The following is a 17,310-nucleotide window of genomic DNA, read 5'->3' as shown; positions in this document are numbered from 1 at the left end:
ATGGTCGATACTTATAACCAAAACTCTAATCCCAATATGCGTCGGCCAGTGGTCAAAGAAGAAATCGTTGACTTTATGAGACGGCGTCTCCAGCCGGTAGCTGGTGGACTCAAGGAGCTGGAGGATTTTGCTAAAGCCGAAAATGTACCCGTGATTCCCCATGAGACAGTGGCCTACTTCCGTCTGCTACTCGAAAGCCTCCAGCCTGAGAAGATTTTAGAAATCGGTACGGCTATTGGTTTTTCAGCCCTTTTGATGGCGGAGCATGCTCCTCTGGCTCAGATTACAACTATTGATCGCAATCCAGAGATGATTGAGCTGGCCAAGGCTAATTTTGCTAAGTATGACAGCCGCCAGCAAATCACTCTGCTGGAAGGCGATGCGGTGGATCTGCTTGAGACACTGGAGGATTCTTACGACCTTGTCTTTATGGACTCTGCCAAGTCCAAGTATGTGGTCTTTCTGCCCCAAGTCCTCAAGCGCCTCAATACTGGTGGTCTAGTCCTCATTGATGATGTCTTTCAAGGTGGCGATGTTGCCAAGCCTTTTGAGGAAATTAAGCGTGGTCAACGGGCTATTTACCGAGGCTTGCACAGCCTGTTTGACGCAACTTTGGACAGTCCAGATTTAACTGCGAGTCTGCTTCCCTTGGGAGATGGGCTGCTTATGATTAGAAAAAAATGACATCTATGATTTTTTCCTAATTTCCAAAAATTTTTAGTAAAATTTAAGATATCAATTCAAATTTGTGCTACAATAGAAAACATGAACTTTTAAGAATAAGGAGTCAATATAAAATGAAGAAAAAAATATTTGCAGGAGCTGTGACACTCTTGTCAGTCGCTGTATTAGCAGCATGTTCTAACTCAGAAGGCAAGGACATCGTGACCATGAAAGGAAACACGATTACTGTCAATGAGTTCTACGATCAAGTGAAAAACAATGGTGCAGCTCAGCAGGTCTTGCTGCAGATGGCTATCAAAGACATCTTTGAAGAAAAATACGGCAAAGATGTCAAAGACAAGGACGTTAAGGATGCTTTCGAAAAGTCTAAAACTGCTTACGGTACAGCTTTTGCCCAAGTCTTGGCTCAAAACGGCTTGACCGAAGATGCCTACAAGGAGCAAATCCGCACCAATATGCTGGTAGAGCATGCTGTTAAGAAGGCTGCTGAAAAAGAGCTGACTGACGAAAACTACAAGGCTGCCTTTGAAAACTACACGCCAGAAGTAACAGCTCAAATCATCAAGGTTGACAGCGAAGACAAAGGTAAGGAAGTTCTTGAAAAAGCTAAAGCTGAAGGAGCAGACTTCAGTCAAATCGCTAAGGAAAACTCTACCGATGCTGCCACTAAGGAAAAAGGCGGAGAAATCAAGTTTGACTCTGGCTCTACTGATGTTCCAGATGCTGTCAAAAAAGCTGCTTTTGCTTTGGAAGAAAATGGCGTTTCAGACCTTGTGACTGTGCCAGATTCACAGTATTCAGCAAGCTACTATATTGTTAAGCTGGTCAAGAAGTCAGAGAAATCTTCTAACTGGAAAGACTACAAAGATAAACTGAAAAAGATTATCATTGCACAAAAAGAAAAAGATACTAGCTTTATCCAAAGCGTTGTGGCGAAAGAGCTGAAAGATGCCAACATCAAGGTTAAGGACAGTGCTTTCCAATCTATCTTTGCTCAGTATATCGAAACGACAGGTTCTTCAACTTCTTCATCAAGTGCTGCCAGCAGCTCAAAGACTTCTGAGTCTAGCTCAGCAGCTGAAAGCAGTTCAGCAGAAGCTTCATCATCAGCCGCAGAATAAGGTTGACGAAAAGAGAATAAGCAAGTATAATAAGACTGGTGAGAATTGATTTTTCAAGTTCTTAGTTCAGAGAATTGGCGGTGCTGCGAGCCATCTAAGACGGGGAATCATGCTACTCATCTAGCAAAGTATAATACGAAATGAGAATGACAAGTTCATTGAATGAAGGTGGTACCGCGGTTTTTCGCCCTTCGGACAAGGAACTTGTCTTTTATGTTGACTGTGGAGGTAATATAATGAAAACCTATCTTGTCAAACAGAAATTTCGCTTAGGCGGCGAACGCTTTGATATCAAGGATGATCGCGGAAATGTGGATTACCAAGTGGAAGGCTCTTTCTTCCAGATTCCTAAGACCTTTACTATCTATGATAGCCAGGGGCAAATCGTCAGTCAGATTACCAAAACCCTTTTAACCCTCCTGCCCCAGTTTGAAATCAAACTCAGAAGCGGGCATAGCTTTTATATCCGTAAGAAATTCTCTTTTTTGCGTGATAAATATAAATTTGATAATTTGGGTCTTCGAGTTGAAGGGAATATCTGGGATTTAAACTTTCGTCTGCTGGATGACAGCAATCAAGTCGTTGCAGAGATTACCAAGGAACTCTTCCATCTAACCTCTACTTATCAGGTGAGTGTCTATGATGTGACTTATTCAGATTTGGTGATTTCCCTCTGTGTCGCTATTGATTATGTTGAAATGCTGGAAAGTTCGTCGTCATAATGCAATTATTTTTAGAAAAAAATTAAGGAGAAAAATAAATGAAACAAATGTCAAGTGCTCAGGTTCGTCAAATGTGGCTGGATTTTTGGGCAACTAAAGGTCATGCAGTAGAACCATCTGTCAGCTTGGTGCCGGTCAACGATCCAACCTTGCTCTGGATTAACTCTGGTGTAGCAACCCTCAAGAAATACTTTGACGGAACCATTATTCCAGAGAATCCTCGGATTACCAATGCTCAAAAGGCCATTCGGACCAACGATATTGAAAATGTCGGAAAGACTGCCCGCCACCATACTATGTTTGAAATGCTGGGCAACTTCTCTATCGGTGATTACTTCCGTGATGAAGCGATTGAGTGGGCTTACGAGCTTTTGACTAGCCCTGAGTGGTTTGATTTCCCTAAAGATAAGCTCTACATGACCTACTATCCAGATGACAAGGACTCTTACAACCGCTGGATTGCTATGGGCGTTGAGCCTAGTCATTTGATTCCGATTGAGGATAATTTCTGGGAAATCGGTGCGGGACCTTCTGGGCCGGATACAGAGATTTTCTTTGACCGGGGTGAGGCTTTTGATCCAGAAAATATTGGGGTCCGTCTCTTAGAAGAAGATATTGAAAACGACCGTTATATCGAAATCTGGAATATCGTTTTGTCACAATTCAACGCTGACCCTGCTGTACCGCGTAGCGAGTACAAGGAATTGCCACATAAGAACATTGATACGGGCGCAGGTTTGGAGCGTTTGGTCGCTGTTATCCAAGGGGCTAAGACCAACTTCGAGACCGACCTCTTTATGCCAATCATTCGCGAAGTAGAAAAACTGTCTGGCAAGGTCTATGACCAAGATGGCGACAATATGAGTTTCAAGGTTATCGCAGACCATATCCGCTCGCTCTCCTTTGCCATTGGTGATGGGGCTCTTCCTGGAAATGAAGGTCGTGGCTATGTCCTTCGTCGTCTACTCCGTCGTGCTTCAATGCATGGTCAAAAGCTGGGGATCAATGAGCCTTTCCTTTACAAACTGGTTCCAACAGTGGGCAAGATTATGGAAAGCTACTACCCAGAAGTTCTTCAAAAGCAAGACTTTATCGAAAAGATTATCAAGAGTGAGGAAGAATCTTTTGCTCGTACACTGCACTCTGGTCAACACTTTGCAGAAACAATCGTGGCAGATTTGAAAGCTAAGGGTCAAACAGTCATCTCTGGTCAAGATGCCTTCAAACTCTACGATACTTACGGTTTCCCGCTGGAGTTGACTGAAGAAATTGCTGAAGAAGCAGACATGACTGTGGACCGTGCTGGCTTTGAAGCGGCTATGAAAGAGCAGCAGGATCGGGCGCGTGCTTCTGTCGTCAAGGGTGGCTCAATGGGCATGCAAAATGAAACCCTGCAGGCCATCACCGTAGAGAGTGCCTTTAACTACGAAAAAGAAGAGCTGACAGCTGAACTCCTTGCTATCGTAGCGGATGATGCGGCAGTCGAATTTGTTGAGTCAGGGACAGCTGCCCTTATCTTTGCAGAAACGCCATTCTACGCAGAAATGGGTGGTCAGGTAGCCGACCACGGTCAAATCTTTGATGGAGCAGGCAATCTGGTAGCGCAAGTTACGGATGTGCAAAAGGCACCAAATGGTCAGCCACTGCATACTGTAGAAGTTTTGGCTCCTCTGGCTCTGGGTCAAAGCTATAAGCTGGAAATTGACCACAGCCGTCGCCACCGTGTCATGAAAAACCATACGGCAACCCATCTTTTACATGCAGCCCTGCATAATGTTCTTGGTAACCATGCAACCCAGGCTGGTTCTCTGAACGAAGTAGAATTCCTGCGCTTTGACTTTACGCATTTCCAAGCAGTGACAGCAGAAGAGCTGCGTGCTATTGAGCAAGAAGTCAATGAGAAAATCTGGGAAGCCCTTGCCATTGAGACAGTAGAGACAGATATTGACACGGCTAAGGAAATGGGTGCCATGGCGCTCTTTGGCGAAAAATATGGTAAAGAAGTTCGCGTCGTAACCATCGGCGACTACTCTGTCGAGCTTTGCGGAGGAACCCATGTAGGCAATACTTCTGAAATCGGCATTTTCAAGATTGTCAAAGAAGAGGGGATCGGATCTGGAACTCGCCGTATCTTGGCGGTCACCAGCAAGGAAGCTTTTGCAGCCTACCGCGAGGAAGAAGAGGCGCTCAAGGCTATCGCAGCGACCCTCAAAGCACCGCAAATCAAGGAAGTGCCTCACAAGGTAGAAGCGCTGCAAGAGCAGCTGCGTCAACTGCAAAAAGAGAATGCAGAACTCAAGGAAAAGGCAGCAGCAGCGGCCTCTGGTGAAGTCTTCAAGAATGTTCAAGAGGTAAATGGACATAGCTTTATTGCTAGTCAGGTCTCTGTTTCTGATGCAGGTGCCCTGCGTACCTTTGCGGACACTTGGAAGCAGAAGGACTATTCAGATGTTCTTATACTGGTCGCAGCAATTGGTGACAAGGTCAATGTTCTTGCAGCCAGCAAGACCAAGGACATCCATGCTGGTAATCTGATTAAGGAATTGGCACCGATTGTAGATGGTCGAGGCGGCGGTAAGCCAGATATGGCTATGGCCGGTGGCAGCAAGCAATCAGCTATTCCAGACCTGCTAGCAGCAGTTGCTGAGAAGTTGTAATATTAGATAACAGATAGATGAAAAGGTCTGCTCTTTGGGCAGACTTTTTTCTGTGCTCTCGGCTCCCTTACTTCTCTATATGAGAAGCAAATAGGCCGCTTTAAGGCAAGAAATTATGAATTGTTTTAGAATAAATAATGATATTTTCAAAAATATTGCATAAAAATACAGAAAATACTTGACAAAGGGAAAATATACGAGTAAAATAAAACGCATATTTATACGGAGGTGTTTTAAAAATATGCGAATTTCGATTGTAGGAATAACTGGTTACTCAGGAATGGAACTCCTCCGTATTTTACTGCAGCATCCGCAAGCAGAAGTCGTTTCCCTTCATGCCAGCCAAGATATGGAGGCTCCTGTGTCAGAGCTTTATCCTCATTTGAAGGGGATTTGCGACCTGAGAATAGAAGCTTTCGACAGTCAGGAAATAATGCGACGAGCAGATCTTGTTTTCTTTGCAACGTCAAGCGGAGTGGCTAAAGATTTGTCAAAAGACTTTGTAGAAGCGGGATTTCCAGTCATTGATCTATCAGGAGATCATCGTTTGCCAGGGAATATTTATAAAAAATGGTATCAGAAAGAGCCAGCTGAAGACTATGTTCAAAAAGAGTTTATTTATGGGCTATCTGAGTTTACAGATATCAGAGGGAAGCGATTTATTGCTAATCCCGGATGCTATGCAACGGCTACAGAATTGGCTCTGATTCCCTTGCTGCAGGCTCAAGCTATTGAGCTGGGCTCCATTATTGTCGATGCCAAGAGCGGTTTGACAGGGGCGGGGAAAAATCCAGCTGCATCCAGCCATTTTGTCCATGTGCATGACAATTATGTGACTTACAAGCTGAATCAGCATCAGCATATTCCAGAGATTGTACAGCAGTTGCAGCATTTTGATGAGGGATTGCAACAGATTCAGTTTTCAACTTCCCTTATTCCGCTCAATCGTGGCATCGTGGCGACAGTTTATAGTAAGTTGAAAACACCTTTGACTCGAGAAGAGCTGACTGCTATTTACCAAGATTGCTATCAGGATAAGCCTTTTGTCCGTATCCAAGCTACTCTGCCGAATCTGCATCAGGTTGTCGGTACTAATTATACAGATATTGGTTTTGACTATAATTCTGTGACAAATATTTTAACTGTCGTGGCTGTGCTGGATAACTTAATTAAGGGGGCTGCTGGTCAGGCAGTTCAAAATATGAATCTGATGCTGGGCTTCCCTGAAACAGATGGCCTGCTCAGTCAACCGTCCTATGTCTAGATGAGAAAGGGTTAGATATGAAGATTATTGATGGAACGATTGCCAGTCCGCTAGGCTTTTCGGCTGACGGTTTGCACGCTGGCTTTAAGAAAAAGAAGTTGGATTTTGGCTGGATTGTATCAGAAGTACCGGCCAGTGTGGCAGGAGTCTATACGACCAATAAGGTCATCGCTGCTCCGCTTCTAGTGAACAAAGCATCAATTCAAAAGAGCCAGAAATTGCAGGCAATAGTGGTTAATTCTGGTATTGCTAATTCCTGCACAGGACAGCAGGGACTGGACGCTGCCTATGAAATGCAGCGATTGGCTGCTCAAAAGCTGAAGATTGAGCCCGACTTGGTAGGTCTGGCTTCTACAGGAGTCATCGGTGAGCAACTTCCAATGGATGCTCTGAAAAACGGCCTGTCACAGATTCTGGTGAGTGGCAAGGCAGAAGATTTTGCTGAGGCTATCTTGACGACGGATACTTGTACTAAGACCTGTGTGGTCACAGAAGAGTTTGGCTCAGATCTGGTGACTATGGCGGGAGTGGCTAAGGGATCGGGCATGATTCATCCGAATATGGCGACCATGCTGGCCTTTATCACCTGTGATGCTAATATTTCCAGTGCTACCCTGCAAGCGGCTCTCAGTCAGCATGTGGAGACGACTTTCAACCAAATCACGGTGGATGGCGATACATCGACCAACGACATGGTGCTTGTCATGGCTAACGGCTGCCGGCAGAATGAAGAAATCCTGCCAGATACAGAAGAATTTAAAAAGTTTTCTAAGATGCTCCGCTATCTTATGGCTGACTTAGCTAAAAAAATTGCCAAGGATGGCGAAGGAGCAACTAAGCTGATTGAAGTCAATGTTCGGCATGCCAAGGATGAACAGAGTGGCCGTATGATTGCTAAGAGTGTCGTTGGATCTAGCCTGGTCAAAACGGCTATTTTTGGTCAAGATCCCAATTGGGGCCGAATCTTAGCAGCTATCGGCTATGCGGGAGCAGATGTCTCGGTGGATTATATTGATATTTGGATTGAAGGGATTCCAGTTATGCAGGCTTCTAGCCCTGTGGCTTTTGACCCCGAGGAAACAAGTGATGCCATGGCTGGAGAGCTGCTAACCTTGACCATTGACCTACACGATGGGGACGCTGAAGCTCAGGCCTGGGGCTGCGATCTATCCTATGATTATGTGAAAATCAATGCCCTCTATAGAACCTAAGGAGAAATGCAATGAAAGATGTGATTGTTATAAAAATTGGCGGTGTTGCTGCGCAAAAGCTGTCTGATAAGTTTATCAAGCAGATGCAAGAATGGATAGCAGCTGGTAAGAAAATCGTGATCGTTCATGGGGGCGGTCTGGTCATTAACCAACTCATGAAAGAGCGCCAGCTGCCTACTCGCAAGGTTAAGGGGTTGCGGGTGACAGCTAAGTCTGACTTGCCCATCATTGAGCAGGCCCTGCTAGGTCAAGTCGGCCGGACGCTGACTCAAGAACTGAACGACTCAGATATTGAAAGCGTTCAGTTGGCTTCTCATTTGGGAAAGACAGTTTCGGCAGATTTTATCGATAAAGAGCTCTATGGCTATGTCGGTGATGTGACGGCCATTCAAACTGCTTATCTAGAGCAGCTGCTGGCTGTGGACATAGTCCCGGTGCTGGCTTCGTTAGGAGAAAATGCAACTGGCGAGCTCTTAAATATCAATGCAGACTATCTAGCAGCGGCAGTTGCTAGCAGCTTGCAGGCAGAGAAGCTGATCCTGATGACAGATATAGAAGGGGTTCTAGAGGACAAAAAAGTCCTGCCCCAGCTTCTGACCAGTCAGGTTTCCAAGAAGATTCAGACAGGTGTCATCAAGGGTGGTATGATTCCCAAGATTGAGAGTGCTGTCCAGACTGTGCTTTCCGGTGTCGGGCAGGTTCTGATTGGTGATAATCTTTTGACAGGCACCTTGATAGCAGAGGGATAACGATGACTTATTTATTTGAAAACTACAAGAGGGCGTCCATTGAGTTTGTTAAAGCAGAGGGCTCCTATCTGATTGACAGTGAGGGAAAGGCTTATTTGGACTTTTCATCGGGGATTGGTGTAACCAATCTTGGCTTTCACCCGCAGGTTCAGCAGGCTTTGATCCAGCAGGCAGGGCGCATCTGGCACAGTCCCAATCTCTATCTTAGCTCTCTGCAAGAGCAGGTGGCTCAGGAACTGGCAGCTTCTTATGATTATTTGGCATTTTTCTGTAATAGCGGAGCGGAAGCCAATGAAGCAGCTATTAAGCTAGCCCGTAAGGCTACTGGCAAGCAAGGTATTATCACTTTTCAGCAATCCTTTCACGGTCGGACCTTTGGTGCTATGGCCGCAACAGGACAGGATAAGATCAAGAAAGGATTTGGTGATGGGGTACCCCATTTCAGCTATGCAGTTTACAATGATCTAGCTAGCGTAGAAGACTTGGTTAATCAGGATACGGCAGCTATCATGCTGGAATTGATCCAAGGAGAATCGGGTGTTCGTCCAGCAGAAGCAGCTTTTGTCAAAGATTTGGCTGATTTTTGCCGACGAGAGGAGATTTTGCTGATTGTTGATGAAGTGCAGACAGGTATGGGGCGCACGGGTCAGCTTTATTCCTTTGAGCATTATGGGATTATACCGGATATTGTGACGCTGGCTAAGGGGTTGGCCAATGGCCTGCCCGCAGGTGCTCTATTAGGAAAATCCAGCTTGGCTCCGGCTTTTGGACCTGGCAGTCACGGCTCTACCTTTGGTGGCAATAAATTAGCCATGGCAGCTGCCTTAGAGACTTTGCATATCATGAAAGAGGCGGGCTTTTTGGAAGAAGTCAGGTCTAAGAGTGCCATCTTATTGGAGCAGCTGCAGCTTGCTTTTCAGAATCATCCAAAAATTTCTGCTGTTCGCGGTTTGGGCATGATGATTGGGATTGAAACAAGTGCCAGTCTGTCAAAGATTGTTGAAGCCGCTCGTCAGAAGGGCTTGATTATCCTGACAGCCGGAGAAAATGTTATTCGTCTCCTGCCGCCTTTGACTATCAGCAGGGAGGAAATTCAGCAGGGGATTGCTATTTTAAAAGAAGTATTTTCAGAAGTAGATGAATAAAGGAAAAGGATTCAGTTTGAGCTGGATTCTTTTTTCTCTATGATAATGGTGTTTTTGACAATGATTATTATTTTTTTGACAAATATACTTGTCAAAAAGAAAAGAATCTGTTACAATGATTTTATCCAAGGGAGAATAATAAATAAGGAGTTTATGATGCAGCTTAGAAATCGACTCAAGGAGTTGAGGGCGCGTGACGGTCTCAACCAGACAGAACTGGCTAAGCTGGCCGGTGTTTCCAGGCAGACAATCAGCCTTATAGAGAGAGGCGAATATACCCCGTCGATTGTGATTGCCCTTAAGATTGCCCATATTTTCAATGAAAACGTTGAGAATGTCTTTCGGCTGGTGGAGGAAGCAGAATGAAGAACCAATTAAGATTCATTTCAACAGGAGCTAAAACAGTCCTTCAGCCTCAGCATTCTTGTATCATCTATTGTAAAAAAATAAAGGAGAAGAAGTCGTGAAAGAGAAAAAACGTATATCTACACAGAAAAGAGTTTTATATAATGTCCTTATATTTCTAGCTGGAGCTTTAATAGGTGGTCTGTCTATTTTGTTTTCTGAAACTGGTCTGCTAAAAAACATCAGTTGGTCGACTATTTTTTCTGTTCAACTGCTGCGCCAGCTAGGTAGGGCCAGCCTTATCATCCTCTATCCCTTGGTCTTTTTCTTGATTTATCGGACTCGTAAATACAATGAAGCCTATGAAAAAGAAGCAGATGAGGATAAGAATTATGAATGGTACCGGCTAACCTTTAAAAATCTGGAATATGCGACTATTGTCTTTAATATCAGCAGTGCTATCGTTCTTTTTACGATTTTAGTTGGAGTTGTTTTTATTGGAAATATTACTAATCATAAGAGCCCTCTTCAGTGGAGTTTTATAGATTATGCGATTGCCTTTGTTTATATTATTTTGCAAGTTGTCTTTTTAAAGACAGTTCAGAAGGTGCGGCACTATAAGCTATCAGCCTTTCCGACTACTGAGGAAATAAAAGAATTTGCCCTCTCTTATGATGAGTCAGAGCTGCAAGCCAATTATGAACAGTGCTATCTCATTCTCTTCAATGTAAATCAGAGACTTCTGCCAGCCCTCTATGTCATTTTAGGGATGCTGGGAGCCTTCACACCCCTCAATGTCGTTTCCGGCTTTGTCGTCCTAGTGGTGATTCATATCTATATCAATCTTATGTATTATCCAATGGTAAGAAAATATTTCAAATAAGCTTATTTCCCGATGAAAGGCGGAAATTATGAAACTACTGAAAGAACTTGATTTTATCCATAATAAAAAGGTCAATCTGACTCTGAATATAACGGCTGTATTGCTGATCTTCCCTTTTCTAGCCCTCTTTACTTGGATTGCTATTCTGATGTATGGCAAGGGTAGCGAAGTTTTTCATTTTTTTGACTTACTCTACCTACTTGTTCTAATGGTCATCCATGAGCTGATCCACGGCTTTTTCTTCAAGGTCTTGGGGGATGAAAATACCAAGGTCAAGTTTGGTTTTAAAAGCGGCATGGCCTATGCGACCAGCCCAGGCAGTTGTTACAGTCGAAAAAGGATGCTTGTCATCATCCTGGCACCTTTCTTTCTGATTAGCCTAGCCCTGACCTTGATCTATGCCTTGCATATTCTGACTGCGGCTTCTTATATCGTCCTTGCTAGCTTCCATGCAGCTGGCTGTGCAGGAGATTTTTTCCTCGCTGCCACTATTCTCCAGCAGAAGGGAGATATTGCTGTTGAGGATACGGAAGTCGGTATCAATATTTATCAAAAGGAGAATACAAAATGAACAACTTCAAATCAACTGCTTTAGGACTTGTAAAATGGATAGGCTTAATTGCTCTTAGCCTCCTTATAAATGTTGCTCCAATGCTATTCTTAAGGCTCGGGAAGAATTTACCTATTTATGTAGAAATCTTATTGGTAGCCTTGTATCTGATTTTAGTTTTCCTGATTTTTCGTGTCTTATGGCGGCGATATCAGAAGCATGTGCCTGAAGAAAAGAAGAAATTTAAACTGTCTGGCAAGGATATCGGTTTTGCTTTTCTATTCTTTTTCCTTGCCAGAGTGGCTGCTATTATCGGTGTTTATCTCAATCTCATCTTGAGCGGCAATTCCCAGACCAGTAATGACAGCGCCATACAAGGGCTGGGGGGAATGATGTCTTCGCAGCATATCTTCTTTGCCTTGCTCTTTGTTGCGACGATTGCTTTTATTGCTCCTATCATGGAAGAATTAATTTTCCGCGGTTTTGGTACTGCCTTCTTTTTCAAAAATAATCAAAAGGTTTTGGCTGCCATTGTGACTTCTGTGGTCTTCACCCTGCCTCATATCACCCAATTGACTGAGTTCCCAATTTATTTTGCACTTGGACTGGTCTTATATTTATCCTATGCTCGTCGGGGGAATATAAAAGATTCCATGTTAGTTCATATCCTGAACAATCTCCCCATGGCTATAATACTGCTGCTAGCCATGTTTAAGTAAATCAATCTATAAGGAATCACTATGAAATTAAAAACTTTCTTTACTAATTTTGGCCTTTATATACTTGTCCTCTTGGCCTATTTCTATATATTTTCGGCTATAGTTGTCTTCACTATAGGTTCTCTGACAGGAGGAACTTCTCAACTATTAATTTTGCCGATTTTTGTCATACTTGCCAGTCTCTATTCTTTTGCCATGTGGAAATGGTACCAGCAAGATTTGAAACTGGAAATCAAAAGCACTAAGCTGACCAGTTCTATCTGGCTTCCCAGTGTTCTCTTGCTTGCTTTTCTCATCTTTCAGCAGCTCGTTCCTATTGAATCTTCTGCCAATCAGAACACTGCTGTACAATTGATTCAGCAGCAGCCAGCCTTTGCCTTCCTATACATGGTAATCTTTGCTCCTATTCTTGAGGAGTTGCTAACACGAGGATTTTTGGCTAAGTTTCTCTTTCCCGACCAAAATAGCTTGGCGAAAATCCTGCTCTATTTAACTGTATCTGCCAGCTTCTTCTCTCTTCTGCACATGCCGGGCAATCTAGTTCAGTTTCTGGTCTACTTCATCTTGGGGGCAATCTTTGGCCTAGGCTATCTAGCTAAGAAGGACCTACGTTACTCAATGGGCCTACATTTGGCCAATAATCTAATTGCCTTTGTTCTCATTGTCTTCTTTTAATAGAAAAACGAAATATAAGACAGCACTTCTAAAGTTAGGCAGTAAAGTCTAACGGCAGAAGTGTTTTTCTGTGGAATGGAGTTTAAATACCAAACTGCTTTTCTGGTCTTTCGAAAGCCAGCAGTTTCAAATTCTTGTGAAAGTGTTTTCCAGATGGTATAATAAGCTATCAAACGAAAAGAGGTTTCCTTATGTCTAAAGTCCTATTAATTGTCAACCCTAGCTCGGGAGGCGAAAAAGCCAAGTCCTATGAAGACTTGGCAAGAGAAAAACTGGCAGAATGTTTCAATGAGGTAGTGGTCAAGCATACTGAAAAAGGCGGAGACGCAGCGGCTTTTGCTAAGCAAGCAGCAGAAGACCGTTATGATAGCGTCTTTGTCATGGGTGGCGATGGAACAGTCAATGAAGGAATCAGCGGCCTGGCTGAACTAGACTATCGTCCGACTTTTGGCTTCTTTCCACTTGGTACGGTCAATGACTTGGCGCGTGCTCTTGGCATTCCCCTGGACGCTGAAGAAGCCATTCAGAATCTGGATATCAACAAAGTCAAGCCACTTGATATTGGCAAGATTAACGACCAGTACTTTATGAATGTGGTTGCCATTGGAACGATTCCTGAGTCGATTAACAATGTAGATTCAGAAGACAAGACCAAGTGGGGTAAGTTTGCCTACTTTATCTCTGGTTTCAAGCAGTTGATGGATACTAGTTTTTACGAGTTTCACTTGAAGATTGATGGAGAGGAGCGCACGATAAAAAGCAGCACACTCTTGATTGGTTCTACCAACTCAATCGGAGGTTTCGAAAGCATTCTCCCTGAAGCCACTGTCAATGACGGCTTGCTTCATCTCTTGTATCTTAAGGATAAAAATCTCTTAGATACCTTGGTTTCTGTGCCGGATTTGATTTCGGGCAATGGTGAAGAAAGTGATAATATCGAGTATCTGACCTTTAAGGAAATCACAGTTGAGTTGGCTGATGATAAGGCAGAGCTCAGCGTCAACGTTGACGGAGATGAGGGAGACCAACTGCCAGTAACGATTCGTGTTTTGCCATCTCACTTGAATGTGTATTACTAATTATTTTTGGGAAGTTCAGAAAAGCTAGAGGATATTTACTTTCTCTGTTCTCCTTGCTAGTTTAGACTACAGAACCCCTCTTTCCATATTTTGGAAAGAGGGGTTCTTTGTCTTATAAACCGTAATTATAGTCGTCATCCTGCATGGCTTCTACTTCGCCCAGCAGGTAGCCGTTACCCACTTGGGAGAAGAAGTCATGGTTGGAAGTGCCGGTTGAGATACCGTTCATGACGATAGGATTGACATCGTCCGCTGAGTCTGGGAAGAGGGGATCCTGTCCCAGATTCATCAGAGCCTTGTTGGCATTGTAGCGCAGGAAGGTCTTGACCTCTTCGGTCCATCCGACTGTGTCATACAGGCTTTCAGTATAGCCTTCTTCATTTTCATAGAGGGTGTAGAGCAGGTCGTACATCCATTCTTTGAGTTTTTCTTGCTCGTCTTCTGGCAGCTCGTTAAAGGCTAGCTGGAACTTATAGCCGATATAGGTTCCATGGACAGACTCGTCACGGATAATCAGCTTGATAATCTCAGCAACGTTGGCCAGTTTGTTATTACCCAGATAGTAGAGCGGAGTAAAGAAACCGGAGTAGAAGAGGAAGGTTTCCAAGAAAACGCTGGCTATTTTCTTTTCCAGAGCTGTACCATTCAGGTAAATCTCGTTGATAATCTCAGCTTTCTTTTGCAGATATGGATTGGTGTTGGTCCAGGCAAAGATTTCATCAATTTCTGACTTGGTGTTGAGCGTAGAAAAGATAGAAGAGTAAGACTTGGCGTGAACGGATTCCATAAATTGAATGTTGTTGAAGACAGCTTCTTCGTGAGCAGTGCGGACATCCTTGCGAAGGGCATCCACACCAGACTCAGACTGGAGGGTATCCAGCAGGGTCAGGCCGCCGAAGACTTTGCCGACCAGGTCTTTTTCCTTGTGGGATAGCTTTCTCCAGTCATCCAGATCATTGGATAGGGGAATCCGCGTATCCAGCCAGAATTGCTCAGTCAGTTTTTCCCAGGTGGACTTATCGATGACATCTTCGATAGCGTTCCAGTTAATGGCTTTGTAGTAAGTTTGCATTCTTTCTCCTTTAGTAGATGGTACGACCTGATGTGGTATCAGCTATCCCTTCTTGGATACTGTCCCAATGCTTCACGATTTTACCTTCCTGACAATGATGAGGAAGGTAAAATTGTAACATGGTCGAATTTCCTTTTCTTTTTCTAAAATCTCTTGTTAGATGACACAGCTTTCACATTGGTTGGCACCTACTTCGCCGCCATCATCAGTAAAGGTGCGGACGTAGTAGATGGACTTGATTCCCTTGTTGAAGGCGTAGTTACGCAGGATAGAAAGATCGCGGGTTGTCTGCTTGCTTTCTTTTTTCCATTCGTAGAGGCCTTTAGGGATATCGCTGCGCATAAAGAGAGTCAGGGAAAGTCCTTGATCCACGTGCTCAGTTGCGGCTGCATAGACATCGATAACCTTGCGCATGTCCATGTCATAGGCGCTGGTGTAGTAAGGGATAGTCTCAGTTGACAGACCAGCAGCAGGATAGTAGATCTTACCGATTTTCTTTTCTTGACGTTCTTCGATCCGTTGAGTGATTGGATGAATTGAAGCAGAAACGTCATTGATGTAGCTGATAGAGCCATTTGGTGCGACAGCTAGGCGGTTTTGGTGGTAGAGGCCATCAGCCTTGACCTTGTCGCGCAACTCTGCCCAATCCTCTGCAGATGGGATAAAGATGCCAGCGAAGAGTTCTTTGACACGGTCAGACTTAGGTACAAATTCACCTGTCAGGTATTTGTCAAAGTAAGTGCCGTTAGCATAGTCAGATTTTTCAAAGTTATGGAAAGTCACGCCACGCTCGCGAGCGATATTGTTAGACTCAACTAAAGTCCAGTAGTTCATAAGCATGAAGTAGATGCTAGTGAACTCTACAGCTTCCGCTGATCCATAATCGATCAGCTGCTGTGCCAAGTAGCTGTGCAGTCCCATAGCTCCCAGACCAAAGGTATGCGCCAGACTGTTACCATTGTCGATAGAAGGTACAGCTGTGATGTGCGAGCTGTCTGTGACAAAGGTCAAAGCGCGTGTCATAGTTCGGATGGATTTTCCGAAGTCAGGCGAAGTCATCATGTTGACAACGTTAGTAGAGCCTAAGTTACATGATACATCTGTTCCTAGGTGAAGATACTCTTGCGCATCATTCAAAAGGCTAGGTTCTTGTACTTGCAGGATTTCAGAGCAAAGGTTACTCATGACGATTTTACCGTCAATTGGATTTGAACGGTTGGCTGTATCAATGTTTACAACATAGGGATAGCCAGATTCTTGTTGGAGTTTAGAAATTTCTGTTTCCAAATCACGGGCCTTGATCTTGGTCTTAGTGATATTTGGATTAGCGACCAACTCATCGTATTTTTCAGTGATGTCAAGATAGGCAAATGGCACTCCATACTCGCGTTCAACAGAGTATGGGCTGAAGAGGTACATTTCTTCATTTTTACGCGCCAATTCGTAGAACTTATCCGGAATGACGACACCGAGTGAAAGGGTTTTAACCCGAACTTTTTCGTCGGCGTTTTCTTTCTTGGTAGAAAGGAAAGAGATGATATCTGGGTGGAAAACATTGAGGTAAACAACCCCAGCTCCCTGACGTTGGCCCAGCTGGTTAGAGTAAGAGAAGCTGTCCTCAAAGAGTTTCATAACAGGCACAACCCCAGATGCAGCTCCTTCATAACCCTTGATAGGTGCTCCAGCTTCCCGCAGATTGCTGAGGGAAATACCGACCCCGCCTCCGATACGAGACAACTGCAGGGCAGAGTTGATGGAGCGGCCGATTGAGTTCATATCATCTGTTACTTGGATGAGGAAGCAGGAAACCAATTCGCCGCGACGAGCCCGACCAGCGTTGAGGAAGCTTGGTGTAGCTGGTTGGTAGCGCTGGTGGATAATCTCATTTGCAATATCCTTGGCAATGGCTTCATCTCCGTTGGCAAAGTAGAGGGCGTTGAAGAGTACCCGATCTTCCATGCTTTCCAGATAGTATTCACCATCATTGGTCTTCAGTGCATACTGGTTGTAGAACTTGTAAGCAGCCATGAAAGATTTAAACTTGAAATCTTGAGCATGGATAAAAGCAGTCAGCTCCTCGATGTATTCCGGAGAATAAAGTTCAATAAATTCCTTTTCCAAATAGTTTTCTTCTATTAAATATTTAATTTTTTCTGTGATAGAAGAAAATTGCTTGGTGTTTGGCTCAACGTTTTCTTTAAAAAAAGCTTTTAAGGCTTCTTGGTCTTTATGAAGCATAATCTGACCATTAACTGGACGGTTGATTTCGTTGTTGAGTCGGAAGTATGTCACATCCTCTAAATGTTTGAGTCCCATGTTTTTCCTTTTCTATATAAATAAGATAATTAGCTAGCGGAAAAATATCCGCCTTACAAAAGAAACGGCTCCTATGAGCATAGGAGCTGCAGTTTGCCCTGATAATCTGTCTTTTAGT

Annotated in this window: 16 protein-coding genes; 14 read left to right on the top strand and 2 right to left on the bottom strand. The window is 43.9% G+C overall.

The window, feature by feature from the left end:
* From K1I94_RS05055 to K1I94_RS04990, 14 genes are all read left to right on the top strand, one after another.
* The gene (locus tag K1I94_RS05055) at nucleotides 1-684 is read left to right on the top strand and encodes an O-methyltransferase (protein ID WP_223314613.1); all 684 of its coding nucleotides are present in this window, start codon (nucleotides 1-3) and stop codon (nucleotides 682-684) included.
* A gap of 113 nt (nucleotides 685-797) precedes the next feature.
* Nucleotides 798-1,805, top strand: coding sequence for a peptidylprolyl isomerase PrsA (gene prsA, locus K1I94_RS05050; RefSeq protein ID WP_002904120.1), 1,008 nt, complete (start codon nucleotides 798-800; stop codon nucleotides 1,803-1,805).
* Nucleotides 1,806-1,945: 140 nt separating this feature from the next.
* Nucleotides 1,946-2,527: an LURP-one-related/scramblase family protein gene (locus tag K1I94_RS05045; RefSeq protein ID WP_223314612.1), complete on the top strand. Its 582-nt coding sequence runs from the start codon at nucleotides 1,946-1,948 to the stop codon at nucleotides 2,525-2,527.
* Between the two features lie 38 nt (nucleotides 2,528-2,565).
* Nucleotides 2,566-5,184, top strand: a complete 2,619-nt coding sequence (gene alaS, locus K1I94_RS05040; RefSeq protein ID WP_223314611.1) for an alanine--tRNA ligase — start codon at nucleotides 2,566-2,568, stop codon at nucleotides 5,182-5,184.
* Nucleotides 5,185-5,425: 241 nt separating this feature from the next.
* Nucleotides 5,426-6,448, top strand: coding sequence for an N-acetyl-gamma-glutamyl-phosphate reductase (gene argC / locus K1I94_RS05035; protein WP_223314610.1), 1,023 nt, complete (start codon nucleotides 5,426-5,428; stop codon nucleotides 6,446-6,448).
* Between the two features lie 17 nt (nucleotides 6,449-6,465).
* Nucleotides 6,466-7,659 carry a bifunctional glutamate N-acetyltransferase/amino-acid acetyltransferase ArgJ gene (gene argJ, locus K1I94_RS05030; RefSeq protein WP_223314609.1) on the top strand — a complete coding sequence of 398 codons (1,194 nt, stop codon included), beginning with the start codon at nucleotides 6,466-6,468 and terminating at the stop codon, nucleotides 7,657-7,659.
* A gap of 11 nt (nucleotides 7,660-7,670) precedes the next feature.
* Nucleotides 7,671-8,408 carry an acetylglutamate kinase gene (gene argB, locus K1I94_RS05025; RefSeq protein WP_223314608.1) on the top strand — a complete coding sequence of 246 codons (738 nt, stop codon included), beginning with the start codon at nucleotides 7,671-7,673 and terminating at the stop codon, nucleotides 8,406-8,408.
* 2 nt (nucleotides 8,409-8,410) lie between these two features.
* Nucleotides 8,411-9,553, top strand: coding sequence for an acetylornithine transaminase (locus K1I94_RS05020; RefSeq protein WP_223314607.1), 1,143 nt, complete (start codon nucleotides 8,411-8,413; stop codon nucleotides 9,551-9,553).
* Between the two features lie 156 nt (nucleotides 9,554-9,709).
* The gene (locus K1I94_RS11395) at nucleotides 9,710-9,919 is read left to right on the top strand and encodes a helix-turn-helix transcriptional regulator (protein ID WP_009659847.1); all 210 of its coding nucleotides are present in this window, start codon (nucleotides 9,710-9,712) and stop codon (nucleotides 9,917-9,919) included.
* A gap of 97 nt (nucleotides 9,920-10,016) precedes the next feature.
* On the top strand, nucleotides 10,017-10,781 hold the full coding sequence (locus tag K1I94_RS05010; protein ID WP_223314606.1) for a DUF3169 family protein: 765 nt from the start codon (nucleotides 10,017-10,019) through the stop codon (nucleotides 10,779-10,781).
* A 28-nt stretch (nucleotides 10,782-10,809) separates the two neighbouring features.
* Nucleotides 10,810-11,352: a DUF3267 domain-containing protein gene (locus K1I94_RS05005; protein ID WP_223314605.1), complete on the top strand. Its 543-nt coding sequence runs from the start codon at nucleotides 10,810-10,812 to the stop codon at nucleotides 11,350-11,352.
* Nucleotides 11,349-12,050, top strand: coding sequence for a CPBP family intramembrane glutamic endopeptidase (locus K1I94_RS05000; RefSeq protein WP_223314604.1), 702 nt, complete (start codon nucleotides 11,349-11,351; stop codon nucleotides 12,048-12,050). The genes K1I94_RS05005 and K1I94_RS05000 overlap by 4 nt, the downstream gene beginning before the upstream one ends.
* 21 nt (nucleotides 12,051-12,071) lie before the next feature.
* Complete coding sequence (locus tag K1I94_RS04995; RefSeq protein ID WP_223314603.1) at nucleotides 12,072-12,725, top strand: CPBP family intramembrane glutamic endopeptidase; 654 nt, start codon at nucleotides 12,072-12,074, stop codon at nucleotides 12,723-12,725.
* A 161-nt stretch (nucleotides 12,726-12,886) separates the two neighbouring features.
* Nucleotides 12,887-13,804 (top strand): diacylglycerol/lipid kinase family protein, encoded by a 918-nt coding sequence (locus K1I94_RS04990; protein ID WP_223314716.1) that lies wholly within the window; start codon nucleotides 12,887-12,889, stop codon nucleotides 13,802-13,804.
* 112 nt (nucleotides 13,805-13,916) lie between these two features.
* On the opposite strand, the gene nrdF is transcribed toward K1I94_RS04990, so the two are convergent.
* Together nrdF and nrdE are read right to left on the bottom strand one after the other, a co-directional pair.
* Nucleotides 13,917-14,876: a class 1b ribonucleoside-diphosphate reductase subunit beta gene (gene nrdF, locus K1I94_RS04985; protein ID WP_002896021.1), complete on the bottom strand. Its 960-nt coding sequence runs from the start codon at nucleotides 14,874-14,876 to the stop codon at nucleotides 13,917-13,919.
* A 156-nt stretch (nucleotides 14,877-15,032) separates the two neighbouring features.
* Nucleotides 15,033-17,192 (bottom strand): class 1b ribonucleoside-diphosphate reductase subunit alpha, encoded by a 2,160-nt coding sequence (gene nrdE / locus K1I94_RS04980; protein WP_223314602.1) that lies wholly within the window; start codon nucleotides 17,190-17,192, stop codon nucleotides 15,033-15,035.
* Nucleotides 17,193-17,310: the final 118 nt, after the last annotated feature.

Source organism: Streptococcus sanguinis (assembly GCF_019929145.1).
Classification (GTDB): domain Bacteria; phylum Bacillota; class Bacilli; order Lactobacillales; family Streptococcaceae; genus Streptococcus; species Streptococcus sanguinis_U.
Note: the sequence above shows the minus strand (reverse complement) of the source record. Positions and strands in the feature narration are given on the sequence as shown.